The 23007-nt window shown below is 43.2% G+C and carries 25 protein-coding genes and 1 pseudogene; 19 read left to right on the forward strand and 7 right to left on the reverse strand.

Annotation, left to right across the window (positions count from 1 at the left end; genetic code table 11):
* Position 1 precedes the first annotated feature (1 nt).
* The 6 genes from IR173_RS14880 to IR173_RS14905 all read left to right on the forward strand — a co-directional run bounded on the left by IR173_RS14880 (position 2) and on the right by IR173_RS14905 (position 5444).
* A complete protein-coding gene (locus IR173_RS14880) occupies positions 2-421 on the forward strand; it encodes a phospholipase (protein WP_237040331.1) in 420 nt (139 codons plus the stop codon).
* A gap of 52 nt (positions 422-473) precedes the next feature.
* Complete coding sequence (locus tag IR173_RS14885) at positions 474-1298, forward strand: metal ABC transporter permease (RefSeq protein WP_237040332.1); 825 nt, start codon at positions 474-476, stop codon at positions 1296-1298.
* A gap of 28 nt (positions 1299-1326) precedes the next feature.
* Entirely contained in the window at positions 1327-1752 is a 426-nt protein-coding gene (tsaE, locus tag IR173_RS14890) for a tRNA (adenosine(37)-N6)-threonylcarbamoyltransferase complex ATPase subunit type 1 TsaE (protein WP_237040333.1), read from the forward strand.
* Positions 1753-1888: 136 nt separating this feature from the next.
* Complete coding sequence (locus tag IR173_RS14895; RefSeq protein WP_018452168.1) at positions 1889-2110, forward strand: immunity 17 family protein; 222 nt, start codon at positions 1889-1891, stop codon at positions 2108-2110.
* Positions 2107-2997: a LytTR family DNA-binding domain-containing protein gene (locus tag IR173_RS14900; protein ID WP_237040334.1), complete on the forward strand. Its 891-nt coding sequence runs from the start codon at positions 2107-2109 to the stop codon at positions 2995-2997. Before IR173_RS14895 ends, IR173_RS14900 begins: the two co-directional genes overlap by 4 nt.
* 152 nt (positions 2998-3149) lie before the next feature.
* The gene (locus IR173_RS14905; protein WP_237040335.1) at positions 3150-5444 is read left to right on the forward strand and encodes an outer membrane beta-barrel protein; all 2295 of its coding nucleotides are present in this window, start codon (positions 3150-3152) and stop codon (positions 5442-5444) included.
* A gap of 74 nt (positions 5445-5518) precedes the next feature.
* On the opposite strand, the gene IR173_RS14910 is transcribed toward IR173_RS14905, so the two are convergent.
* Genes IR173_RS14910 through dnaE form a run of 3 tightly spaced genes read right to left on the reverse strand, consistent with a single transcriptional unit; the run spans position 5519 to position 10056 of the window.
* Complete coding sequence (locus tag IR173_RS14910; protein ID WP_237040336.1) at positions 5519-5854, reverse strand: hypothetical protein; 336 nt, start codon at positions 5852-5854, stop codon at positions 5519-5521.
* Between the two features lie 37 nt (positions 5855-5891).
* Positions 5892-6206 (reverse strand): thioredoxin, encoded by a 315-nt coding sequence (gene trxA, locus IR173_RS14915; RefSeq protein WP_237040337.1) that lies wholly within the window; start codon positions 6204-6206, stop codon positions 5892-5894.
* Positions 6207-6258: 52 nt separating this feature from the next.
* Positions 6259-10056 carry a DNA polymerase III subunit alpha gene (gene dnaE, locus IR173_RS14920; RefSeq protein ID WP_237040338.1) on the reverse strand — a complete coding sequence of 1266 codons (3798 nt, stop codon included), beginning with the start codon at positions 10054-10056 and terminating at the stop codon, positions 6259-6261.
* 191 nt (positions 10057-10247) lie between these two features.
* Between dnaE and IR173_RS14925 the strand changes: the two genes are divergently transcribed.
* The 3 genes from IR173_RS14925 to IR173_RS14935 are packed head-to-tail and all read left to right on the forward strand — an operon-like array spanning position 10248 to position 11995.
* Positions 10248-10934 carry a phosphatidylserine decarboxylase family protein gene (locus tag IR173_RS14925; RefSeq protein WP_237040339.1) on the forward strand — a complete coding sequence of 229 codons (687 nt, stop codon included), beginning with the start codon at positions 10248-10250 and terminating at the stop codon, positions 10932-10934.
* 10 nt (positions 10935-10944) lie between these two features.
* Positions 10945-11652 (forward strand): CDP-alcohol phosphatidyltransferase family protein, encoded by a 708-nt coding sequence (locus tag IR173_RS14930; protein ID WP_237040340.1) that lies wholly within the window; start codon positions 10945-10947, stop codon positions 11650-11652.
* Between the two features lie 52 nt (positions 11653-11704).
* Positions 11705-11995, forward strand: coding sequence for a DUF4834 family protein (locus IR173_RS14935; protein WP_237040341.1), 291 nt, complete (start codon positions 11705-11707; stop codon positions 11993-11995).
* Positions 11996-12015: 20 nt separating this feature from the next.
* Here the strand turns inward: IR173_RS14935 and IR173_RS14940 are convergent, their stop codons facing one another.
* Positions 12016-12450 carry a nucleoside deaminase gene (locus IR173_RS14940; protein WP_237040342.1) on the reverse strand — a complete coding sequence of 145 codons (435 nt, stop codon included), beginning with the start codon at positions 12448-12450 and terminating at the stop codon, positions 12016-12018.
* 7 nt (positions 12451-12457) lie between these two features.
* Entirely contained in the window at positions 12458-12691 is a 234-nt protein-coding gene (locus IR173_RS14945; RefSeq protein WP_237040343.1) for a hypothetical protein, read from the reverse strand.
* 75 nt (positions 12692-12766) lie between these two features.
* Between IR173_RS14945 and IR173_RS14950 the strand changes: the two genes are divergently transcribed.
* Genes IR173_RS14950 through IR173_RS14965 form a run of 4 tightly spaced genes read left to right on the forward strand, consistent with a single transcriptional unit; the run spans position 12767 to position 15602 of the window.
* Entirely contained in the window at positions 12767-13132 is a 366-nt protein-coding gene (locus IR173_RS14950; protein WP_237040344.1) for a YraN family protein, read from the forward strand.
* A gap of 18 nt (positions 13133-13150) precedes the next feature.
* On the forward strand, positions 13151-13510 hold the full coding sequence (locus IR173_RS14955; protein WP_237040345.1) for an MmcQ/YjbR family DNA-binding protein: 360 nt from the start codon (positions 13151-13153) through the stop codon (positions 13508-13510).
* Positions 13494-14255 carry a biotin--[acetyl-CoA-carboxylase] ligase gene (locus IR173_RS14960; RefSeq protein WP_237040346.1) on the forward strand — a complete coding sequence of 254 codons (762 nt, stop codon included), beginning with the start codon at positions 13494-13496 and terminating at the stop codon, positions 14253-14255. The genes IR173_RS14955 and IR173_RS14960 overlap by 17 nt, the downstream gene beginning before the upstream one ends.
* 12 nt (positions 14256-14267) lie before the next feature.
* Complete coding sequence (locus IR173_RS14965; RefSeq protein ID WP_237040347.1) at positions 14268-15602, forward strand: MATE family efflux transporter; 1335 nt, start codon at positions 14268-14270, stop codon at positions 15600-15602.
* Here IR173_RS14965 and IR173_RS14970 read toward each other — a convergent pair.
* A pseudogene (locus IR173_RS14970) lies at positions 15569-15778 on the reverse strand (DNA-3-methyladenine glycosylase I); the annotation flags it as partial. The gene IR173_RS14965 and the pseudogene IR173_RS14970 overlap by 34 nt on opposite strands.
* Positions 15779-15949: 171 nt before the next feature.
* On the opposite strand from IR173_RS14970, the gene pyrH reads away from it, so the two are divergent.
* A complete protein-coding gene (gene pyrH, locus IR173_RS14975; RefSeq protein WP_237040348.1) occupies positions 15950-16660 on the forward strand; it encodes a UMP kinase in 711 nt (236 codons plus the stop codon).
* A 517-nt stretch (positions 16661-17177) separates the two neighbouring features.
* On the opposite strand, the gene IR173_RS14980 is transcribed toward pyrH, so the two are convergent.
* On the reverse strand, positions 17178-17693 hold the full coding sequence (locus IR173_RS14980) for a histidine phosphatase family protein (RefSeq protein WP_237040349.1): 516 nt from the start codon (positions 17691-17693) through the stop codon (positions 17178-17180).
* A 99-nt stretch (positions 17694-17792) separates the two neighbouring features.
* Here IR173_RS14980 and IR173_RS14985 point away from each other — a divergent pair, with 99 nt between their 5' ends.
* From IR173_RS14985 to IR173_RS15005, 5 genes are all read left to right on the forward strand, one after another.
* Positions 17793-19199 (forward strand): S41 family peptidase, encoded by a 1407-nt coding sequence (locus IR173_RS14985; protein WP_237040350.1) that lies wholly within the window; start codon positions 17793-17795, stop codon positions 19197-19199.
* Positions 19200-19298: 99 nt separating this feature from the next.
* Positions 19299-19859, forward strand: a complete 561-nt coding sequence (frr, locus tag IR173_RS14990; RefSeq protein ID WP_237040351.1) for a ribosome recycling factor — start codon at positions 19299-19301, stop codon at positions 19857-19859.
* Positions 19860-19868: 9 nt separating this feature from the next.
* Positions 19869-20801, forward strand: a complete 933-nt coding sequence (gene rsgA / locus IR173_RS14995) for a ribosome small subunit-dependent GTPase A (RefSeq protein WP_237040352.1) — start codon at positions 19869-19871, stop codon at positions 20799-20801.
* Positions 20802-20814: 13 nt separating this feature from the next.
* Complete coding sequence (locus tag IR173_RS15000) at positions 20815-21834, forward strand: M28 family metallopeptidase (RefSeq protein WP_237040353.1); 1020 nt, start codon at positions 20815-20817, stop codon at positions 21832-21834.
* A gap of 93 nt (positions 21835-21927) precedes the next feature.
* Entirely contained in the window at positions 21928-23004 is a 1077-nt protein-coding gene (locus IR173_RS15005) for an efflux RND transporter periplasmic adaptor subunit (protein ID WP_237040354.1), read from the forward strand.
* The last annotated feature ends 3 nt before the right edge of the window (positions 23005-23007 follow it).

A 23007-nucleotide genomic window follows, 5' to 3' on the forward strand; every position in this document is an offset into this window, starting at 1 on the left:
TATGTGGATACTAATTATCGGATTAATCGTTCTGACCGCCATTGCCATGGCAGTGGGCTATGCACGTAACAAAAAGATTCAAAAAAAGATAGAAAGCGGTGAACTGCAGGCTGCTCCCGAAATAGTAGAAGCAGATGCCGAATGTTGCGGACAACATGAAGTGTGCGAAAAAGAAAGTCTGCTGGCCGCCGTAAGCAAAAAGATAGAATATTATGACGATGAAGAATTGGACCGCTTCCGCGGACATTCTTCGGACGGATACAGCGAAGAAGAAATTGAAGAATTTCGTGAAGTGATGTATACCTGCAAGGAAGACGAGGTAGCCGGATGGAGCCGCAGTTTGCAGCTTCGGGGTATCGAATTGCCAGACGAATTGAAAGACGAACTGTTCCTGATAGTAGGAGAACGGAGATTCAAATAGTCCCCGCCCTCCGGAGGTGCCTCCGGCAGAAAGAGTTAATAAACAAAGCCAAATGGATATATTAGAACTTTTACATTATACTTTCTTCCAGCATGCCCTGTTGGGAAGTTTATTTGCCAGCATCGCCTGCGGCATCATCGGTACGTACATTGTGACACGCCGTCTGGTGTTTATCAGCGGTGGCATCACTCATGCCTCTTTCGGCGGTATCGGGCTAGGGCTGTATGCCGGTATCTCCCCCCTTCTGTCGGCTGCCGTATTTTCTGTTTTGTCTGCTTTCGGAGTAGAGTGGCTGAGCAAGCGAAAAGATATGCGCGAAGACTCCGCCATTGCCGTCTTCTGGACATTCGGCATGGCAGTAGGTATCATTTTCAGTTTCCTGGCACCGGGCTTCACCCCCGACCTTTCGGCTTTTCTTTTTGGCAATATCCTTACCATCACACCAACGGATATCTGGATGCTGGCTACCCTTTCGGTCTTATTGATTCTATTTTTCACCCTCTTTTTAAATCCCATTATCTATATAGCTTTCGACCGCGAGTTTGCCCGTTCGCAACGCATCCCCGTCGCCATTTTTGAGTATCTGCTGATGATGTTCATTGCACTTACCATCGTCTCATGCCTGCGCATGGTGGGGATTGTCCTTGCCATCTCACTGCTGACATTGCCACAAATGACCGCCAACCTGTTCACTCACAGTTTCAAGCGCATCATTTGGCTTTCCATCGTTATCGGATACGTCGGCTGTCTGGGAGGACTGTTCATTTCTTATAAACTACAAGTTCCTTCAGGAGCCGCCATCATATTTTTCTCTATTCTGGTGTATGCACTTTGCAAAGTGGGGAAAAGCATTTATCTTTGCAGACATACCCGATAAATAATAAGAAGTTAAAACAAACAATTATATGGAAATCAAAATCAATTCTTTAGACTCTATCCACGAAGCTGCCCGACAGTTTATCGCAGCCATGGGAGACAACACCGTTTTCGCTTTCTATGGAAAGATGGGTGCCGGTAAAACGACGTTCATCAAAGCAGTATGTGAAGAACTGGGAGTAACAGATGTCATCAACTCGCCTACATTTGCCATCGTCAACGAATATCGTTCGGAAGAGGCAGGCGAACTGATTTACCATTTTGACTTTTATCGCATCAAGAAACTGGAAGAAGTATATGATATGGGATATGAAGATTACTTTTACAGCGGTGCGCTTTGCTTTATCGAATGGCCGGAATTGATAGAAGACGTTTTGCCGGGTGATGCCGTGAAAGTTTATATCGACGAACAGGAAGACGGAAGCCGCAAAATCCATTTTGAAACAGCCGAATAAAAAAGCTCCTTCGGGAAGCAGATAAAGCTAAAGATAATTATCATCTCGTCGTTCCAAATATCTGCAAAGTATTTGGAATGACGGAGTTCATAATAAGGAGCCATGTGTTCCTTACTTACAATGACACTATACAAAAATGGGAATGCATTATATTATACAAGGAATATTTGTATTGGTGGGTTTACTTGCCATCCTAGCTTCCTTACTCAACTGGGAATGGTTTTTCACCGCGCATAATACACAATTTATTGTCCACAACGTAGGCCGCCAACGTGCACGCTTATTTTACGCTTTATTAGGACTGATGATGATAGCCACCGGCGTTTACTTCTTCCTTAATGTACAAGGTATCGTATGATAAAGTTAAAGGAATACCTGAACCGCCCTACCTATGCAGTAGATAAGCCATGGACACTTGCATTAGTGAATGCCACCACCGTAGGATTGATTCTTGCTGTTTTCGAACCTTTTCATTACAGATTAAACAGTGTCATTCAATTTGGAGTATTATGTGTTTTTATCGGACTTGCATTCATTGCTTCCGTTCTAGGATTCGTTGTAACCCCTAAACTGTTCAAGCGTTTTTATGATCCTGAACAATGGACTATAAAGAAAAACATCATACACTGCTTCTCCTTCTTATTGTTCATGGGAGTCTGCACCTTTATCTACGACCATTATTTTCTCATTAAAGCCAACTTTTGGGATGATTTGGGGACACCCGGATTCTACAAGATACTTTGCATTGATATGCTTGCGGCATTCACTATCGGTGCAATTCCACTTACTTTTGGTCTTTTCATTGTAGAAAACAATGCCTTGAAACGTAACCTGTTGGAAGCACAAAAGCTGAACAAAGCGCTTTCCGAACGACATAAAGACGAAAAAGGAAGCAATGAAATGATTACTCTTTCAGGAGAGACAAAAGACTCCGTCACCCTGTTGCCCCAAAATATTTTCTATATGGAAGCATCTGGGAATTATGTCGATATTTATTATAAAGAAGAAGGAAAAGAGAAACACAAACTTCTACGATCTACCATTAAACAGATGGAAGAAGCAATGCAGCCTTTCGAATACTTCGTCCGTTGCCACCGAGCCTACATTGTCAATATTAATCATATTATACACATCAGTGGAAATGCGCAAGGTTATCGTTTAAACCTAACCGAAACAACCGAAGAAATTCCTGTATCCCGTACTTACCTGAAGAATCTGAAAAAACTGAAAGATATTATAAACTAGCCGTCAGACCTTGTCTTTTATCCCAGAAACATGGGATAGAACGCATCAATAAGTGTTTTATCACTAAACATTGATGTATATCCCTATTATTTGCCCTATTTCTTGCCCACTCTTACTTTTGCTGGAAATAAATCACGAAAATTATCAGCAAAATGAAAAAGAATGTAATTAAAGGAACAAGTATTTGTGTACTATTATTCTTGGTAACAACAACCAATCTCATGGCTCAGCATATCTGTGGTACAGTAACAGATATGCAAAATCAACCGATAGGATTCGCCAATATCGTTTTATTATCAGCCCGCGATTCTTCATTCATTCAAGGAAGTATCAGCCAAGAAGACGGCAGTTTCGAAATAATTGCCCCATCTCCGAACACATATATAATAAAGGTATCTTCCATAGGATATCAAACCACATATCAAAAGGCCCAAAACAGCAAAAAAGAACACATAGTTTTGTCCAATGATACGTTTATATTGGAAGGAGTGGTCATTACCGCCAAACGTCCCGACTATCAAATAAAGGACGGCAACCTTGTTACCCGCATTGAAAATAGCCTTTTAAGTAAATCAGGAACAGGAAATGATGTACTGAAACACATTCCGGGAATACAAGAAAAAGAAGGAAAATTCACAGTATTTGGTAAGGGCACACCAACTATCTACATCAATGGCAGAGAAATACGTGACCTTTCCGAACTTGACCGGTTAAGTTCAGCAGAAATTCGACAAGTGGAAGTCGTCACGAATCCGGGAGCAAGATATAAAGCAGATGCAAAAGCAGTAATCCGTATTAAAACAGTAAGACAAAGCGGTGACGGAATAGGAATTGACGTCCGTTCCACTTGGGGACAGTCTGAAAACAGCAGACTGAATGAGCAGTTAAACCTGAACTACCGACATAACAGCCTTGATATTTTTGGAACTTTCCAATATATACACAATGAATATTTACTCACCCGCCGCGTCACCCAAGATATTTTTGTCGATACCTTATGGCAGCAGAAAAATATCATGAAAGAAGCTTCCCTATACAACAATTATAAAGGAGAGTTAGGAATGAATTACCAAATCAATAATAATCAATCTGTAGGTATCCGTTATTCACTGTCTGCTTCACCTAAAGATAAAGTGTGGTATAAAGCAGAAAGTGAGATTCTTGCCAATGGAGATTATTATGACCATTTATTGAGTAGTAGCAACAGTATAACAGTAAAAAAGCCGTCACAACAAATAAATGCATATTATTCAGCTACCTTCGGCCAACTGACTATTGACTTCAATGCCGATGCACTATGGAGTAAAGTAAGAACCACAAACGAAATAGAGGAAACCAGTCACAAACAAGCAAGCCGCATGATACAATCAACAAATAAAGTAGACAACAAACTTTATGCAGGAAAATTGCTTTTCAGCTATCCTATAGCTGAAGGTACATTCTCATTTGGTTCCGAATATACCCATACCCACCGTTATGACCTATTTGCCAACCCACAGGAAATACTTCCTACTACTGATAACCATATTAAAGAAACTCATACCGGATTCTTTGCGGAATACAACCGCTTCATAAAAATCGCATACCTGAATATTGGATTACGTTATGAACATATATCTTCGGAGCACTCCTATAGCAACTTCTTCCCTAATATCTCGTTAGCTACACAAATAGGCAAATTTCAGACCCAACTAAGCTATACTACTAAAATCAAACGCCCTTTCTACAACCAACTATCCAGTAATATGAGATATATGAACCGGTTTACCTATATGAGTGGTAACCCAGATTTAAAACCTGAAACAATCCATGACCTCACCTTATCCGGCAGCTACAAATGGCTACAGTTTATGATAAGCTACCAACGCGAAAAAGATGCAATTCTCTATATTACAGAACAATACGAAAAGAATCCCGCTATTACCACCGTTACCCACCGTAACTTCAACCGTATAGATAATTTCTCTGCATTCCTGACTGCTTCCCCTGCAATCGGCAGCTGGCACCCCCAACTCACAGTAGGTATACAAAAACAATGGGCAAAAATAGAGCATAACGGAGAAACACTTCAAATGGATACCCCCTTATTCTTCTGTACACTCAACAACGGCATCCAACTGCCATATCATTGGACTCTAAGTGCAGACATAAACTTCCAAAGTAAAGGGGATTATCAGAATATCTATATGTATCAAAATGTATTCATGATGAACGCCACACTCACCAAATCGTTTCTCAACGAGCACTTATCCATTCATTTACAAGGTATAGACCTGACTCATGGACGCAAGGACGGTAACCGAATTTATAATAAACACATGAATATGGATGTAGCCAACGTTTCTGACAGTCGTGAACTTCGTTTCACTATCCGTTACAAATTCAATACGGCAAAGAGCAAATACAAAGGGAAAGGAGCTGCAGCAGAAGAAATAAAACGATTATAATATACAGAATGCGCATCCTCTATATAAAAGAGATGCGCATTCACTTTTTTATTGTTCTATCAAAAAGGCAAGTATCAGTCTACTTGTCCCAAAGAATTTCCATATTCCATTTCACCCTGCACCACGAAGAACACATCATCGGCTTCATAAGGGCCCATACCGTCATTCGCAGCTTCTTTGACTACGTAATTCACGATTTCATCCTGATCGATATTGATGTATCCTTCCGCATCCGGCTCTACATCCAGACAACCACTGGTGGTATAATAGTCAACAATCACATCGAGGATGTAATACAAATCATCGTCCGTGAACTTGTCCTTCAAATCCTGAGGCAGATAGTTTTTGATAAATTCTATCGTTTTTGCATCATCCTCATCTTCCAATAAGAAATCGTCTTCCATTCCCATAGTTCTAATATATTAAGGGGTGAATATTCTCTGTTGATTAAAGTAAAGCTTTCAATTTTTCTTCCAATTGAGCTTTGGTAACTGCACCGACAGTCTTGTCCTGTACTTCACCATCTTTGATGAACAGAACGGTAGGGATGTTACGAACACCGAATCTGCCTGTCAACTCGTCATTGTCATCAACATTACATTTGCCGACAACGACCTGATCTTTATACTGTTCAGCCAAAGCTTCAACATCCGGAGCAATCTTTTTACAAGGTCCACACCATGTTGCCCAAAAGTCAACTACCACCGGTTTTCCTGCTTTCAGCAATTCATCGAAATTGCTATCTTTAATTTCTAGTGCCATAATTGTAATACTCTTACTTTATATTATATGAATTGTTATCTGCGCAAATATACTAATTTATTTTATAGGAGAGCATCGGTTGGCTCTTTAAATATGCCATTATATCTTTTTGAACCGTAATCTTTATCATGCGAGACATCAAATTGACATACATCTGACCATCTTCATCCTGTACATGGAAATAAAGTTCCGCATTGCCGGGGTTTGCCTTCACCAAAGCCGCAAACTCTTCAATCATCTCTTCATCAATGGCAGACAAAGGGGCAGTCACCGTCAACTTTTCAATAATCTTTTCTTTCACCTCAGGCAAAAGTTCAATTGAGTTTATCTTTATTTCCCATTCCTCCTGCCGCCACTGCTTCGGCTGGCATTTTCCTCTCAGGAACAAGAACATACCGTTCATGAAAAAGTTTTTCTTTTCCACCCATTCATTACCGAAGAAAGCAAATTCGGCAGAACCGCTATAATCTTCCATCTTCGCAATGCCATACGGTTTACCGGTCTTGGTGTAACCCTCGCGGACTCCGGTTACAATACCTCCCATTGTCACATCTTTGTTTTGAAGCGGAGTCAGATCGGTCAATTCAATCATGTGGGTATTGCATACATTCTCCAAAATAACAGCATACTCATCCAATGGATGGGCCGAAAGATAAATCCCTACCAAATCACGCTCTTTGTTGAGACGTTCCAAATCTCCCCATGTCGGTGCCGGAACTATTTCAGGAGTCGCTACTTCTATCTGGTTCTCACCGCCAAACAAAGAGTTGGATGCGGCAGCCTTATCCATTTGATATTTATTTCCATAACGTACCAATACTTCTGTAAAGGTTTCGTCTTTGGCATTCTTCACAAAGAAATCTTCACGCTTGATGCCGGGGAAACTGTCAAACGCACCTGCCAAAGCCAGATTTTCAATATTCTTACGGTTACAAGCCGAGAGGTTTACACGCTGAACGAAATCAAAGATATCTTTATATTCTCCGTTTCTCTCCCGTTCTTCCAGAATGGAGTGAACTGCACTTTCTCCTACACCTTTGATAGCTCCTAAACCAAAACGAATATCCCCCTTGCGGTTTACTGAGAACTTCAGATAACTTTCGTTCACATCTGGACCTTTGGTCATGATTCCGGTCGCTTTACTTTCGTCCATCAGCTTCGTGATTTCAGTAATGTTCGAAATATTCCGGCTCATGGTAGCCGCCATATATTCTGCCGGATAGTTCGCTTTCAGATAAGCAGTCTGATAGGCTACCCACGAGTAACAGGTGGCGTGCGATTTATTGAATGCATATGATGCAAACTTTTCCCAGTCTGCCCAAATCTTCTCAAGCACTTTCGGGTCATGCCCATTCTTCTGACCACCCGAAATAAACTTCGGTTTCATGTGGTCCAGTTTATCCCGCAGTTTCTTACCCATCGCTTTACGCAGAGCATCAGACTCACCGCGAGTAAAATCAGCCAGCAAACGTGACAGCAGCATGACCTGTTCCTGATACACTGTAATACCATAGGTATCCTTTAAGTATTTCTCCATGATAGGAATATCATACTCAATAGGCTTACGCCCGTGTTTACGGTCGATAAAGTCAGGAATATAATCCATAGGCCCCGGACGATAAAGAGCATTCATGGCAATCAGGTCTTCAAAAGTACTCGGCTCGAGTTCACGCAAGTATTTCTGCATACCGGCAGACTCGAACTGGAAAGTACCGATTGTCCGTCCTTCGCTATACAGTTCATAGGTAGCAGGATCACAGATATCCACTTCATCAATGTCGAGCGTTATACCCTTACTATGCTTGATATTTTCTACCGCCTCCTTAATGATAGACAGAGTCTTCAACCCAAGGAAGTCCATCTTAATCAAGCCGGTATCTTCAATGACCGAGCCTTCATACTGGGTAACCAGCATTTTCTCTCCGGTTTCCTTATCGTCCGCCGTACTTACCGGAACCCAATCTGTTATATCATCCCTACATATAATAGTACCGCACGCGTGCACTCCCGTGTTGCGGACATTCCCTTCCAACATCTTGGCATATTTAATCGTATCGCGCAAAATCGGGTCGGGTGACACTTCTGCCGCCTGCAACTCGGGAACGTATGCAATGGCATTGGGCAGATTCATTTTCTTATCAGGTATTTTATCGGGAACCAGCTTACACAAACGGTCGGACTCCGACAACGGCAACTTCTGTACACGGGCAACATCCTTGATGGCCAACTTCGTTGCCATTGTACCGTAAGTAATGATATGAGCCACTTTTTCCTGACCATACTTTTCCGTTACCCAGTTCAACACGCGTCCACGCCCGTCATCATCAAAATCCACATCAATATCAGGCAAAGAGATACGGTCGGGATTCAAAAAACGCTCGAACAGCAAATCATAAGCAATAGGGTCAATCTTAGTGATGCCCAAGCAATAAGCCACAGCCGAGCCGGCTGCAGAACCACGCCCCGGCCCCACAGATACATCCAGTTCCTCACGGGCTGCACGAATAAAGTCCTGCACAATCAGGAAGTATCCCGGGAAACCCATGGTTTTCATAATATGAAGCTCAAACTTGATTCGCTCCTGCACCTCCTCGCTCAGTACTTCTCCATAGCGTTTGTGAGCTCCTTCCAATGCGAGTTTTTTCAAATAATCCGCTTCCAGTTTGATACGGTAAAGCTTATCATAGCCGCCCAGTTTTTCTATTTTGGACTTAGCGGCATCCTCACTCATCACCACATTACCATTTTCATCCTGCGTAAATTCATCGAACAAATCCTTTTCCGTGTACTTTTTCCGATACTCTTCCTCTGTTCCAAAATCCTCCGGAATGGCAAAAGTAGGCATAATCGGGGCATGGTCGATACTGTAAAACTCCACCTGATTACAAATATCTACCGTATTCGACAGTGCTTCGGGTACATCGGCAAATATTTCATTCATTTCCGCACGCGTCTTCATCCATTCCTGCTTAGAATAAAGCATACGGTTAGGGTCATCCAAGTCCTTTCCCGTGCTCAAGCAAATCAAACGGTCGTGTGCTTCGGCATTCTCCTCATCTACAAAGTGAACGTCATTGGTGCACACCAGCTTCACATTATATTTCTTAGAATACTCTATTAATTTCTCGTTGGCAATCTGTTGCAACTTATACGCTTCGTGATTGGCACGGGGCACGGTGGCCTTATGACGTTGTAACTCCAAATAAAAGTCATCGCCAAAAACGCGTTTATACCATTGGATAGCCTCTTCAGCCTCTTCATACTTTCCGGCAATGATATTCTTAGGCACTTCACCGGCAATACAAGCCGTGCAGACAATCAGTCCTTCGTGATATTTCTCCAATTCCACACGATCGGTACGCGGACGCATATAAAATCCTTCCGTCCATGCTTTAGATACCAACTTAATAAGATTATGATACCCTTTTTCATTCTTGGCAAGCACCACCAAGTGATAACCGCTTTGATCCGGTTTTCCCTCCTTATTAAATAGACGACGGCGTGCCACATACATTTCACAACCGAAGATAGGCTTGAACAATTTCTTCTTCGCCGCTTCCAATTGCTCCCTGCATACTGCCAACTCAGCCTCGGGATTATCACATTCCACCGTACCTTTTTCCAGTCCGGCTATCTTCTTTTTCAAATCCTTTATCTCGCCGTTGGTTCCTCCATTCTTCTTATTTACATAGTTAAAGAATTCCTTTATACCGAACATATCACCATGATCGGTCACCGCTATTCCTTTCATACCGTCAGCAATCGCCTTATCGACCAAACGCGAAATAGACGCTTGCCCGTCAAGAATAGAATACTGGGTATGGACGTGTAAATGGACAAAATCCTGCATAATTTCTCCTCTCCTAAAAATTCGGTTAAAGATACTCCGCTTTCACAAAACCTGCAAAAAGATAAAGAAGAAGTTATCAACATTCGCTTTTTTTATCTTAAAAGTGACAGAAATAGGCATTTCTAACAACTTTTATTTGCAGGGTTTTCAAAATAAGTATATTTTTGCACGATAATTGGTCTTCTTATATCATGAACCGACTGAAGAAATTAAAGAAAATAAGACTACATAGAGAAGGAACGGAGATTTTAATTGCAAGTGCTTTATTACTGGCGGGCATTAATGCGTTAGTGTTTTGGGCATTTGACTGCAAAATCCTGTTCTACCTATTGGCTACAGCAAGTATCATCGTCTACTTGTTAATGGTTAACTTTTTCCGTTGTCCTATCCGTTTATTCGAACACGATACCGAGAAAATAGTTGTTGCACCTGCCGACGGCAGAATAGTAGTAATCGAGGAAGTAGACGAACATGAATATTTTCACGACCGCCGTTTAATGATTTCCATCTTTATGAGTATTGTGAATGTTCACGCCAACTGGTATCCGGTGGACGGAGTAGTAAAACATGTAGATCATCACAATGGCAAGTTCATGAAAGCATGGCTTCCGAAAGCCAGCACGGAAAATGAACGCTCCACGGTGGTTATCGAGACTCCCGAAGGACATACCGTTATGGCACGCCAGATTGCCGGAGCCGTCGCACGCCGTATTGTCACTTACGCAGAAGTAGGAGAAGACTGCTACATTGACGAGCACATGGGATTTATAAAATTCGGTTCACGTGTAGATGTTTACCTGCCGCTGGGCACTGAAGTATGTGTCAAAATGGGACAAGCAACCGTCGGAAACGAAACCGTCATTGCTAAACTAAAATAAAAAAGACCTAATGGCAAACTGTATTACACGCCACATACCCAACACTGTAACTTGTTGCAACTTATTTTCCGGCTGTATTGCCAGCGTAATGGCATTTAAAGGAAACTACGAACTGGCGATTACCTTTATTATAATAGGAGCTGTATTTGATTTTTTCGACGGCATGCTGGCACGCCTGCTCAAAGTTTCGGGACCGCTTGGCAAAGAACTTGATTCGCTGGCAGACGATATTACATTCGGTTTTGCGCCTGCCGCCATTGTTTTCTCCCTGTTTAAAGAAGTACATTATCCCGATTTCCTGTCACCCATAGCAGGATATATGCCTTACACTGCGTTTCTCATAGCTGTTTTCTCAGCCTTGAGGCTGGGAAAGTTCAATATCGACCCGCGTCAGAGCAGTTCGTTCATAGGTATGCCGACCCCGGCCAATGCATTGTTCTGGGGCTCCTTGGTAGTGGGTGGCCACTCCTTTTTGATATCCGATTCTTTCAATGCGATATACTTATTCATTTTAGTCCTAATCATGTCTTTACTGCTGATTGCTGAAATTCCGATGTTCTCATTAAAGTTCAAGAATTTGACATGGAGTCAGAACAAAGTGAGCTATATATTCCTGATAGTATGCATTCCTTTACTGATTATTTTCAAAATCAGCGGCTTTGCAGCCGTCATTATCTGGTATATCATTCTATCTCTTTTAACTAAAAAAAGAGCGTAAACAATATGCGTGGCACACTTGTTGTACGTGATATACTAAAAAAGAAATTACTATGTTTGGATTTTTAAGTTTTCTACTTATTCTTTTCTTGCTGATTATCTTTATCGGCTTTTCTATTCTAGGCAATATTATGCGCGTATTGTTTGGTGGCGGAAGCAAACGCGGCAATTATCAAAGCCATACATATACTAATCACGAAAGTTTCAACAGACAACGACAAGACAGCAATGACAGCTATACCGAAACCGACCCGGCTTCGGACACACACCGAAAGTCAAAAGGCAATAAAAAGAAGATATTTGGTGATGACGAAGGAGAGTACGTCGATTTTGAGGAACAATAAGCAACCCTCTCCTATTCCGGTTATCGCCTTTTCTTAAAGAAATCTTTCATCAATCGGGCACATTCATCCGCGAGTACTCCTTTTATCACTACAGTCTTCGGATGTAAAGCATCAGGTGCATACTTTTGATAGCCGCGCTTATCATCTGCAGTCCCGAAAACCAATTTACCCATTTGTGCCCATGCTATAGCTCCGGCACACATCACACACGGCTCCACCGTGACATACAGCGCACACTCATTCAGGTATTTACCGCCCAGATTATTGGCAGCAGCCGTGATAGCCTGCATCTCGGCATGAGCTGTCACATCATTCAACGTCTCTGTCAGGTTGTGTCCTCGCCCAATGATACGGTCACGACAAACAACGACAGCGCCTACCGGCACCTCCCCCGATGTAAACGCTTTCTGCGCTTCCATTAAAGCCTGCTTCATATAAAAAGTATCATCTGCCATATTCACTTTACCGTCTCATATCATGTTCGTTGAATAATGTAGGATAATCTTCCTCCATCTTTTGATGAATAAAAGTTAACACCGTTTCACGCAGCCAACGAGCTTTGTTTGTTATCTTATACTTCTTAAGATAACAATCCACTATCTTTAGTTCCTCTTCGCTCATCAAGCACACCATACGTTGCTTCCTTTTAGGCGTAGAAGCGGGGACTTTTACTCTCTTTTTTACGTTGTTTGCCATATTCTCTGCAAAATTAGCTTTACTTCTGTAAATACAAAACATAAAAATGAGTATTTTTGTGCAAAATGTAACAGAATGGCAGAACACAACGAATTTGGCAAAGAAGGGGAAGCAGCGGCAGCCGAGTTTCTGACAGAAAAAGGCTACTCCATCCTTCACCGTAACTGGCGATGTGGCAAGAAAGAATTAGACATTGTAGCCGAATACAACAATGAGCTAATCGTTGTAGAAGTAAAGTCGCGCAAAGACATACGGTTCGGTAATCCGGAAGAGGCTGTCAACAACAGAAAAATCCGACATATTATAGCCTCAACCGATGCCTATCTCCGCAAATTTGCCATCGACCTGCCTGTTCGCTTTGACATTATAACAGTGGTAGGACAAGAAGCACCTTTTCAAATAGAACATATTGCCGATGCTTTCTATCCGCCTATTTGGTGATATTATACTTATTTATATATGGACATAGAAACAATCCGCGATTATTGCCTCGCCAAAAAAGGAACTACAGAAGGATTTCCTTTCGGAGAGGATATTTTAGTGTTTAAAGTAATGGGAAAGATGACTGCCTGCATTTGGCTGGGACAGCCCGACCTAATCACACTGAAATGTGACCCCGAATATGCCATTGAGCTGCGCGACCGTTATCCGGGAATAGAAGGCGCTTACCATTTCAATAAGAAATATTGGAATCAAGTATCGCTGAAAGGAGATATCGACGACAAATTGATTTTAAGTCTGATAGACCATTCATACGAAGAAGTCATCAAGAAATTCACTCGTAAACTAAAACAAGAATACAATGAATTACCCGACTAACCCGACAGTCTCCATACTGAAAGAAAAAGAAACCGACTCTACCAATAACCGGCTTGCGCAACTGTGCGACCGGGAAGATATAAAAGAGTTTACCACCTTGTTGGCCGACAAACAAACTGCAGGCAAGGGGCAACGTGGCAATTCGTGGGAATCTGCCACCGGCATGAACCTCACTTTCAGCACCGTGCTCTATCCCATAACCCTAAAGGCACGTGAACAGTTCATACTCTCCATGCTTATAGCTTTGTCCATCTACGACACATTGAGCGACTATGCCGAAGGGTTCAGCATCAAATGGCCAAACGACATTTACTGGAAAGACAAGAAAATATGCGGCATTCTGATAGAGAATGAATTGGAAGGAGCTTATCTGGTTCGTTGCATTGCAGGTATCGGCGTGAATATCAACCAAGAACATTTCATCTCTTCCGCCCCCAATCCGGTTTCACTGAAGCAGATACTGGGACGGGAGACAGACAAGTCGGAGGTATTGGAAAGTATTCTGAAAAGACTGCTTTCCTATTATATCCCATTGATGACTCAAGAACCGAATATTAAGGAAAGCATTCATTCCGATTATCTGAACGCACAATATCGCCATAAAGGAATGTATCTTTACAGAGATGAAAACGGAGAATTTAAAGCAAGCCTCGAAACAATAGAACCGGACGGACACCTCCTGTTGAAAGATGAAAAAGGTATGCTCCGAAAATACGCATTCAAAGAAGTGCAATACATCATATAACAATATTAAGAGATGCAACTAAGCAACGGAAATAAAAAGATTCTTCAGATTGCCGTTCCTTCCATCGTATCGAACATCACAGTTCCCCTGTTGGGCCTGATAGACGTTACCATTGTGGGACACCTTGGTTCTGCCGCTTATATAGGAGCGATAGCTGTCGGCGGAATGCTGTTTAATATCATTTACTGGATATTCGGTTTTCTGCGTATGGGAACCAGCGGCATGACTTCACAAGCATACGGCAGGCACGATTTAAATGAAGTAACCCGCCTGCTGCTACGCTCTGTGGGGGTAGGATTATTCATCGCCTTGGCCTTATTAGCCCTCCAATATCCCATCGAGAAAGTGGCTTTCACATTGATAGATACCACAGACGAAGTGGCACAACTTTCCACCCTCTATTTCCGCATCTGCATCTGGGGTGCGCCTGCCGTACTGGGGCTATACAGTTTTGCCGGATGGTTTATCGGTATGCAGAATTCGCGCTTCCCCATGTACATTGCCATCACTCAAAACATAGTGAATATCGTGGCAAGCCTTTGTCTGGTCTATGGTTTCAATATGAAAATAGAAGGGGTGGCCATCGGCACATTAACCGCACAATATGCAGGATTAGTGATGGCCTACCTGCTTTGGATTCGTTATTATGGTAGCTTAAGGAAGCGTATCGAATGGCATTCCTCCTTCGGCCGGCAAGCCATGTATCGTTTCTTTCAAGTAAACCGGGATATTTTTTTCCGTACCATCTGCCTGGTAGCCGTTACCGTGTTCTTCACCTCGGTAGGAGCTGCACAAGGAGAAGTCGTTCTGGCTGTCAATACACTGCTTATGCAACTGTTCACTCTCTTTTCGTACATCATGGATGGGTTTGCATACGCCGGAGAAGCATTGGCCGGCAAATATATCGGTGCCGGCAACAAGCAGGCACTCCATCAGACCGTGCGCCGGCTATTTGGCTGGGGAATCGGCCTTTCCCTTGCCTTTACCTTATTATATGGAATAGGCGGACAGGCTTTCCTTGGATTATTGACAAATGAAGAAACAGTGGTTGCAGCCTCCGGAAGTTATTTTTATTGGGTACTTGCCATACCTTTGGCCGGATTCCCGGCATTCCTGCTCGATGGCATATTCATCGGCGCAACCGCCACCCATCTCATGCTCCGCGCCATGACAGTGGCATCCGGATGCTTCTTCCTTGTTTATTACGGGTTCAAAGGCGCAATGGAAAACCATGCATTGTGGATGGCGTTTATCATCTATCTATTGCTTCGGGGCGTATTGCAAAGCATCTTGGGAAGAAAAATTCTAGGCTACTATCCTTTTCGGCAAAAGCAGTCAGCCAAGTGATTATTGATAAAACCCGAAGCCTGCAAGTGAGCATAACAAATCATCGTTCCAAAGGACTTAAAGCCCCGTTCCTTCATATCTTTGCTCATAGCATCCGATTCGGGAGATGAAACCGGAATCTCGCTTAACGAATGAAAAGTATGAACAACCGGCTTTCTATCGGGGAAGAATGACAGTTCACATACAGTTCGTCCGTTCCACACCAACCGCAACGTCCGTTTATTATACCTTGCATAGTCATCACATTTATAATCCGACACAAAGATAATTGATTCACAGCTCTTATTACAGTGCCAAGTATCAAATTATTTTTTTATCTTTGCCCAAACAATAAATAATAAATCACTATGGCAAGATTTAAAAGAATACTATTAAAGCTGAGTGGCGAGAGCTTGATGGGTGAAAAACAATATGGCATAGACGAAAAACGTCTGGGTGAGTATGCACAACAAATCAAAGAGATTCACGAACTGGGTGTGCAAATCGGTATCGTTATCGGTGGGGGTAACATTTTTCGCGGACTGAGCGGTGCTTCAAAAGGTTTCGACCGTGTGAAAGGCGACCAGATGGGAATGCTGGCAACCGTTATCAACAGCCTCGGGCTGAGTTCCGCCTTGGGTGCAGCCGGAGTAAAAGCACGCGTACTCACTGCCATACGCATGGAACCGATTGGCGAGTTCTACAGCAAATGGAAAGCCATTGAAGCAATGGAAAACGGTGAAGTGGTCATCATGTCAGCCGGTACCGGAAACCCATTCTTTACCACCGACACAGGCTCTTCACTGCGCGGTATCGAAATAGAGGCAGACGTCATGCTGAAAGGCACACGTGTGGATGGCATCTATACCGCCGATCCGGAGAAAGACCCTACAGCTACCAAGTTCGACGATATCACCTATGATGAAGTTTTGCGCCGTGGTTTGAAAGTGATGGACCTCACCGCTACCTGCATGTGCAAAGAAAACAACTTGCCGATTATCGTATTCGATATGGACACACTCGGCAACCTGAAGAAAGTCATGACAGGAGAAAATATCGGTACTTTAGTACATAATTAATGTCACATTTAGGGAGTGTGTCAAAAGCGATAAAGTGTTTTCATTTTGACACACCCTCGTTCTTGATAAGCACAGAACGGCAAGGTTCAGTTATTATTCTTGGAAATTTAATATATCAAGCAAACACCTGTCGCCGGATGTTGTCTCCTCCGGTTTTCAAACACTGCATACGTTTATAACTCCCTAAGTCGTTTCATTAGTCGGAGTAAGCGTTTTCATCCTTTCGATTATGCCTTTCTGTCCGTCAGATTACTACAGTCTTCGGCAGTGGACTGTATAGTCCGCTACAGTAGACCGTACAGTCCATTGCAGTGGACTGTACAGTCCGCCGGCGGAGACTGTAATAATCTTCCGTTTAAAAAGCCTTAGCTGACCCTACGAAACGGCTTACTCTTCCCTTTGTGTGGTGATATGTTGAATCCCCAAGAAAACAAGATGCCCCTATGGAAACACCTCCATTCTGGCGAACGTATGGGAGCAGCATACAAAGCCAATGGCACGCTTGTCAATGAAACAATTACAGCATAAACAGTCTCAGTTCTGCATTATTCATTTTGGGCACACTGCGCAAATGCTGTAAAGTTACTCCCTGAATCCGTGCCTGAACCGCACGGTTTATCAATCCGTGCCCGACAGCCAGAAGCGTTTTCCCATCATAGTCCGCCTTTATATAATCAAGAAAACGACCGGCACGCCGATAGAGCATCTCCTCTGTCTCCACATCTGCCGGAATATGATTAAGGTCTACCTCTTTTATATAAAGTCCTGTCCAGCTCCCCCAATCTATCTCGCGAAGCAAATCCGTTGTCTCCCACAGCAAGTGCCTGTCCCCAATCACAATCCGGGTGGTATCCATACAGCGTTTTAAGTCACTGGAAATGACAGCATCCAACGGAATCTCTTTCAAAGAATCCCGCAAAGCCTCCGCTTGAGCAATCCCCTCTGCAGTCAACTGTCCCGGTAAATGCCCTTGGAATATACGCGCTATATTTTCTTCCGTCTGCCCGTGCCGGGCTAAATATAATGAAATCATACTTCTATGTTTTTTGTTACAAAGGTATAAGAAACAGAGCAATAAGGAACAATCCAATATTGTTTTTTGTACATTTGCAAAATGTATAATTACACAGTTATGATGAACAAAAGATGCTATTTATCCCTCTTTTTAGGCTGCCTCATCGGATTTATCGCCATCGGCTGTCAAAAAGAAGAGGATAATTTTGAGACCCCTACATCGGACAATGGGAAAGTGAACCAATGGATAGACAACGCCATGAGAGAAGACTACCTTTGGAATGACGATTTGCCCGGTAAATCATCACTCGACTTCGAAGCTTCTCCTGAAACATTCTTCACCTCATTACTCTCATCAAAAGACGGAAAAAAACTAAGTGACGGCTCGCACCACTACTTCTCTACGATAGAAAAGACTCCCACGAGCAAAGCACGTGCCGTATCGGAAGAAAATTCGTATGGCTTTGAATATATCCTTTATTCCATCAAAGACCAGAACTATTATTATGCCAGAGTGCTGTATGTCCTGCCCGGCTCCCCGGCCGCCGAAAGCGGACTGAAACGCGGAGACTGGATTATAGAAATCAACGGACAGAAAATTCACGCCTCTTCTACCTCTTTACAGTATGGAGGCAGTATCCGATGCACACTCGGCACCCTCAGACTTACAGAAGAAGGCAAATCCTATGCAATAGCCAAAAGCGGGGAAATAACAATCGGAGCCTCCCGCAGCATAGCCAATCATCCCATCTTGAAAGACTCTGTATACCACATCGGAGGGAAGACCATCGGTTATCTGTGCTATAACCATTTCACAAGCGGCCCCACCGGATTCGATGACCACACTTATGAAAACGAACTGAAAGACGTCATCGGCAAAATGAAATCACAACATGTCACGGAATTCATCATCGACCTACGCTATAATGGCGGAGGCAATCTTGCTACCCTGCAACTATTGGGCAGTATGCTCGTGCCTCCCCAAAATCTGAATGATATATTTCTGATAAAAGAGAACAACAAAGGAGAGAAAACGGATGTGGACTTCATCCGAGAAGTTCCTAACCTCAACCTGACAAACCTGTATGCCATCACAGGCAGATATACCGCCTCAGCTTCCGAAGCACTCATCAACGGGCTCTTCCCCTATATGGATGTTACATTAATCGGCAGTACCACCATCGGAAAGAATGTCGGTTCCACTCTCCACAGAAATGAAAAGCTGGGTTGGGATATATGGCCTATTACCATGAAACTATACAATAGCCAAATGGAATCGGACTATGAGGACGGCTTCAAGATTGAGAAATACCGCTACTTTGCCGACGAAATGTCATTGTCGATTAATGATAACTTTAAAGAACTGGGAGATACGAAGGAAATGCTTCTGAGCCATACGCTCAACATCATAGGGGTACAATCCACATCACAATCGAAAGTGCGCAACGCCGGAACCCCGGAAGACATACAACCTTTTTACTCATCACTGGAAAGGAAAACAGAGTTTGGGAAACTTTATAAATAAATCCTCTGCCATATATTGCAGATAATCAAAAAATAAATTACTTTTGTTTCACTAAAAAACAAAGCATTGATAATATATAACTTAAAATAAGAAAACAGTATGATAGACGCAAAGACTTGCATTAACGACGCACAAGAGAAAATGGATATGGCCGTTATGTATCTGGAAGAGGCTTTGGCCCACATCCGCGCCGGAAAAGCCAGCACCAGACTGCTTGATGGTATTCGTGTTGATTCTTACGGAAGCATGGTGCCCATCAGCAACGTAGCTGCAGTAACTACTCCCGATGCCCGCAGCATCGTCATCAAACCATGGGACAAGAGTATGTTCCGCATCATCGAAAAAGCAATTATGGATTCCGAGCTCGGCATCACTCCCGAAAATAATGGCGAAATTATCCGTTTAGGCATTCCCCCTCTGACAGAGGAACGCCGTAAACAATTGGCCAAACAGTGCAAAGGAGAAGGCGAAACAGCCAAAGTAAGTATCCGCAACGCACGCCGCGATGCCATCGACGCTTTGAAGAAAGCCGTAAAAGAAGGCATGCCCGAAGACGAACAGAAAAATGCAGAAGCCAAACTTCAGAAGGTACACGATAAGTACATTGCGAAGATTGAAGAACTGCTTGCCGAGAAAGATAAAGAAATTATGACCGTATAAAAGAACGAAGTGCGCGGATTAGTAATAAGAAATACAGGTAGCTGGTATCAGGTAAAGACGGAAGACGGACAGCTCATTGACTGTAAAATCAAAGGAAACTTCCGACTGAAAGGGATTCGTAGTACCAATCCCATTGCTGTGGGAGACTACGTGAAAATCATTATGAACAATGAAGGTACCGCTTTTATCAGTGAAATAGAAGACCGTAAGAATTATATTATCCGACGTGCCTCAAATCTTTCCAAACAATCACATATACTGGCCGCTAACCTCGACCAGTGTATGTTGATTATCACGATTAATTATCCTGAAACTTCGACTATTTTCATTGACCGCTTTCTAGCTACCGCAGAAGCATATCGCATTCCTGTCAAATTGGTATTCAACAAGACAGATAAGTATGACGAAGATGATTTGCGCTATCTGGATGCCCTGATAAACCTGTACACACACATCGGCTATCCCTGTTTTAAAGTTTCCGCACTGAACCACATCGGTGTAGACGAAATTAAAAAGGATTTGGAAGGTAAGGTCACACTCCTTTCCGGTAATTCCGGCGTAGGCAAATCCACTTTAATCAATGCCATTCTCCCCGAGAAGAACCTAAAGACAGGAGAGATATCCGATTACCATAATAAAGGGATGCACACTACCACTTTTTCTGAAATGTTCCCTATAGCGGGAGACGGATATATTATTGATACTCCGGGTATTAAAGGTTTCGGAACCTTCGATATGGAAGAAGAAGAGGTGGGACATTACTTTAAAGAGATATTCGAATATTCCGCCGACTGCAAATACGGTAACTGCACCCATCGCCATGAACCGGGCTGCGCAGTTCGTGAAGCAGTAGAAAAACATTTAATCAGCGAGTCGCGCTATACTTCTTATCTTAATATGTTGGAAGACAAGGAAGAAGGTAAATATCGCGCAGCCTATTAACAACCATGACTTTATGAAAAGACATCTTATCCTAGCCGCACTCTTTGCGATTGGTGCCACAAACCTGAATGCTGCTTCCCCCAAGAAAACAGCACCGGAAAAGAAAGGAGTAGAAACCATCAACCGTGCAACTGCCGAAGCACATATCGGATTCCTGGCCTGCGATGAACTGGAAGGGCGTGAAGCCGGATGGAAAGGTGGTCGCATTGCCGGTAACTATATCATTTCATGCCTGAAACAGATGGGACTGCAACCTCTATTTGACGATTATGTCCAACCTTTCGAGGTGTGCCATGCCGAACGTCAGGTGAAGAATAAACGCTGGCAAGTTCATCCCGATTCTATCGCCGCCCTGAAAAAAACAGTTCATCAGAAGCTGGACCTGCGCAATATTCTGGCAAAAATAGAAGGTAAGAACCCGAATGAGATTGTAGTTATCGGTGCACATTATGACCATCTTGGTTATGACCCGACTTTGGAAGGCGATCAAATCTACAACGGAGCAGATGACAATGCCTCGGGAGTGGCAGCCGTACTGCAAGTGGCACGCGCTTTTCTGGCAACAGGAGAGCAACCGGAACGTACTGTTATCTTTGCTTTCTGGGACGGTGAGGAAAAAGGCTTGTTAGGTTCGCGCTACTTCACGATGACCTATCCAGAACTAAAGAAAATAAAAGGTTATCTGAACTATGACATGATAGGGCGCAACAACAATGAAGAACAACCCAAAGGTGTCGTTTATTTCTATACCGCCGCTCATCCCGCTTTCGGCGACTGGCTGAAAAAAGACATTGAAGACTACCGCCTGCAACTGGAGCCCGACTATCGTGCATGGGACAACCCTGTAGGTGGAAGTGACAATGGAAGTTTCGCAAAAGAAGGGATACCTATTATATGGTATCACACCAACGGTCATCCAGACTATCATCTGCCGGGTGACGAAGCGGCAAAAATAAACTGGAACAAAACAGTAGATATCACAAAAGCTTCTTTCCTTGCCATGTGGAAACTGGCAAACGAAAAAAAATATTAAAAAGAAGCGCGGCGTTTAAACTTAACACCGCGCTTCTTTTCTAACCTTACAACGATGATTGTATTCATCGGAAATCAGATATCAGAAAGGCACATGAACAAACGAGTTAAATGGGGCATTATATTAATAATCGGAATAGGATTGTCCGGTTTAGGCATCTACCAATTCACCCCACACGAAAATGAAGAGTTAACGGCAGCCGATGCACTGCCCAGAGAGAATAAATCAAAGACACTGAAAGTGAATGCACAAGTCATTACACCGCACTTGCTAACCGATGAAATATTGGTGACAGGACGCTTGGTGCCTGACGAAGAAGTAAACCTCTCTTTTGAAACCTCCGGCAAGATTACCGAAATCTTTTTCACAGAAGGTAGCTCCGTCAAGCGCGGAGAGTTACTTGCCAAAGTAAACGACCGGCAATTGCAAGCTCAGCTCAAACGGCTGGAAGCTCAAATACCATTGGCAGAAGACCGTGTTTTCCGCCAAAATGCCTTGTTACAACGCGATGCTGTCAGTAAAGAGGCTTATGAACAGGTAAAAACAGAACTAGCTACCCTGAATGCCGACATTGAAAATGTAAAAGCAAGTATTGACATGACGGAACTCCGCGCTCCTTTCGATGGAATTATCGGATTAAGACAGGTCAGTGTCGGAGCTTATGCCTCTCCTACCACCGTAGTTGCCAAACTGACAAAAGTAAGCCCGCTGAAAGTAGAATTCGCCGTACCCGAACGTTACGCACGCGAAATAAAAAAAGGAATGAATCTGGACTTCAGGGTAGAAGGACGGCTCAACGCTTATCCTGCACAAGTATATGCCACAGAATCCAGTCTGGATATGGAAACTCACTCACTGAACATTCGCGCCATCTATCCTAACCGAAACGGAGAGTTATTGCCGGGACGATATGCCGATATTCAGTTGAAACAGAAAGAAATAGCAGATGCAATAGCTATCCCATCAGAAGCAATCGTACCCGAAATGGGAAAGAATAAAGTCTTTGTGTATCGCAACGGAGTGGCGGAACCGACCGATGTAGTTGTCGGTATCCGTACCGAGTCCGAAATCCAGATTGTCCAAGGTTTGGCTATCGGTGACACTATCCTGACTTCGGGTACACTACAATTACGAAAAGGCATGCCGGTTGAAATCCAGGCTTTTAACTAACCA

This window comes from Phocaeicola faecalis, from assembly GCF_021730445.1.
GTDB lineage: Bacteria > Bacteroidota > Bacteroidia > Bacteroidales > Bacteroidaceae > Phocaeicola > Phocaeicola faecalis.

Excerpts from the sequence above, each read along its gene's own strand:
- IR173_RS14880 (WP_237040331.1), top strand. The coding sequence starts at position 2 with ATGTGGATACTAATTATCGGATTAATCGTTCTGACCGCCATTGCCATG.
- IR173_RS14885 (WP_237040332.1), top strand. The coding sequence starts at position 474 with ATGGATATATTAGAACTTTTACATTATACTTTCTTCCAGCATGCCCTG.
- tsaE (WP_237040333.1), top strand. The coding sequence starts at position 1,327 with ATGGAAATCAAAATCAATTCTTTAGACTCTATCCACGAAGCTGCCCGA.
- IR173_RS14895 (WP_018452168.1), top strand. The coding sequence starts at position 1,889 with ATGGGAATGCATTATATTATACAAGGAATATTTGTATTGGTGGGTTTA.
- IR173_RS14900 (WP_237040334.1), top strand. The coding sequence starts at position 2,107 with ATGATAAAGTTAAAGGAATACCTGAACCGCCCTACCTATGCAGTAGAT.
- IR173_RS14905 (WP_237040335.1), top strand. The coding sequence starts at position 3,150 with ATGAAAAAGAATGTAATTAAAGGAACAAGTATTTGTGTACTATTATTC.
- IR173_RS14910 (WP_237040336.1), bottom strand. The coding sequence starts at position 5,854 with ATGGGAATGGAAGACGATTTCTTATTGGAAGATGAGGATGATGCAAAA.
- trxA (WP_237040337.1), bottom strand. The coding sequence starts at position 6,206 with ATGGCACTAGAAATTAAAGATAGCAATTTCGATGAATTGCTGAAAGCA.
- dnaE (WP_237040338.1), bottom strand. The coding sequence starts at position 10,056 with ATGCAGGATTTTGTCCATTTACACGTCCATACCCAGTATTCTATTCTT.
- IR173_RS14925 (WP_237040339.1), top strand. The coding sequence starts at position 10,248 with ATGAACCGACTGAAGAAATTAAAGAAAATAAGACTACATAGAGAAGGA.
- IR173_RS14930 (WP_237040340.1), top strand. The coding sequence starts at position 10,945 with ATGGCAAACTGTATTACACGCCACATACCCAACACTGTAACTTGTTGC.
- IR173_RS14935 (WP_237040341.1), top strand. The coding sequence starts at position 11,705 with ATGTTTGGATTTTTAAGTTTTCTACTTATTCTTTTCTTGCTGATTATC.
- IR173_RS14940 (WP_237040342.1), bottom strand. The coding sequence starts at position 12,450 with ATGGCAGATGATACTTTTTATATGAAGCAGGCTTTAATGGAAGCGCAG.
- IR173_RS14945 (WP_237040343.1), bottom strand. The coding sequence starts at position 12,691 with ATGGCAAACAACGTAAAAAAGAGAGTAAAAGTCCCCGCTTCTACGCCT.
- IR173_RS14950 (WP_237040344.1), top strand. The coding sequence starts at position 12,767 with ATGGCAGAACACAACGAATTTGGCAAAGAAGGGGAAGCAGCGGCAGCC.
- IR173_RS14955 (WP_237040345.1), top strand. The coding sequence starts at position 13,151 with ATGGACATAGAAACAATCCGCGATTATTGCCTCGCCAAAAAAGGAACT.
- IR173_RS14960 (WP_237040346.1), top strand. The coding sequence starts at position 13,494 with ATGAATTACCCGACTAACCCGACAGTCTCCATACTGAAAGAAAAAGAA.
- IR173_RS14965 (WP_237040347.1), top strand. The coding sequence starts at position 14,268 with ATGCAACTAAGCAACGGAAATAAAAAGATTCTTCAGATTGCCGTTCCT.
- pyrH (WP_237040348.1), top strand. The coding sequence starts at position 15,950 with ATGGCAAGATTTAAAAGAATACTATTAAAGCTGAGTGGCGAGAGCTTG.
- IR173_RS14980 (WP_237040349.1), bottom strand. The coding sequence starts at position 17,693 with ATGATTTCATTATATTTAGCCCGGCACGGGCAGACGGAAGAAAATATA.
- IR173_RS14985 (WP_237040350.1), top strand. The coding sequence starts at position 17,793 with ATGATGAACAAAAGATGCTATTTATCCCTCTTTTTAGGCTGCCTCATC.
- frr (WP_237040351.1), top strand. The coding sequence starts at position 19,299 with ATGATAGACGCAAAGACTTGCATTAACGACGCACAAGAGAAAATGGAT.
- IR173_RS15000 (WP_237040353.1), top strand. The coding sequence starts at position 20,815 with ATGAAAAGACATCTTATCCTAGCCGCACTCTTTGCGATTGGTGCCACA.
- IR173_RS15005 (WP_237040354.1), top strand. The coding sequence starts at position 21,928 with ATGAACAAACGAGTTAAATGGGGCATTATATTAATAATCGGAATAGGA.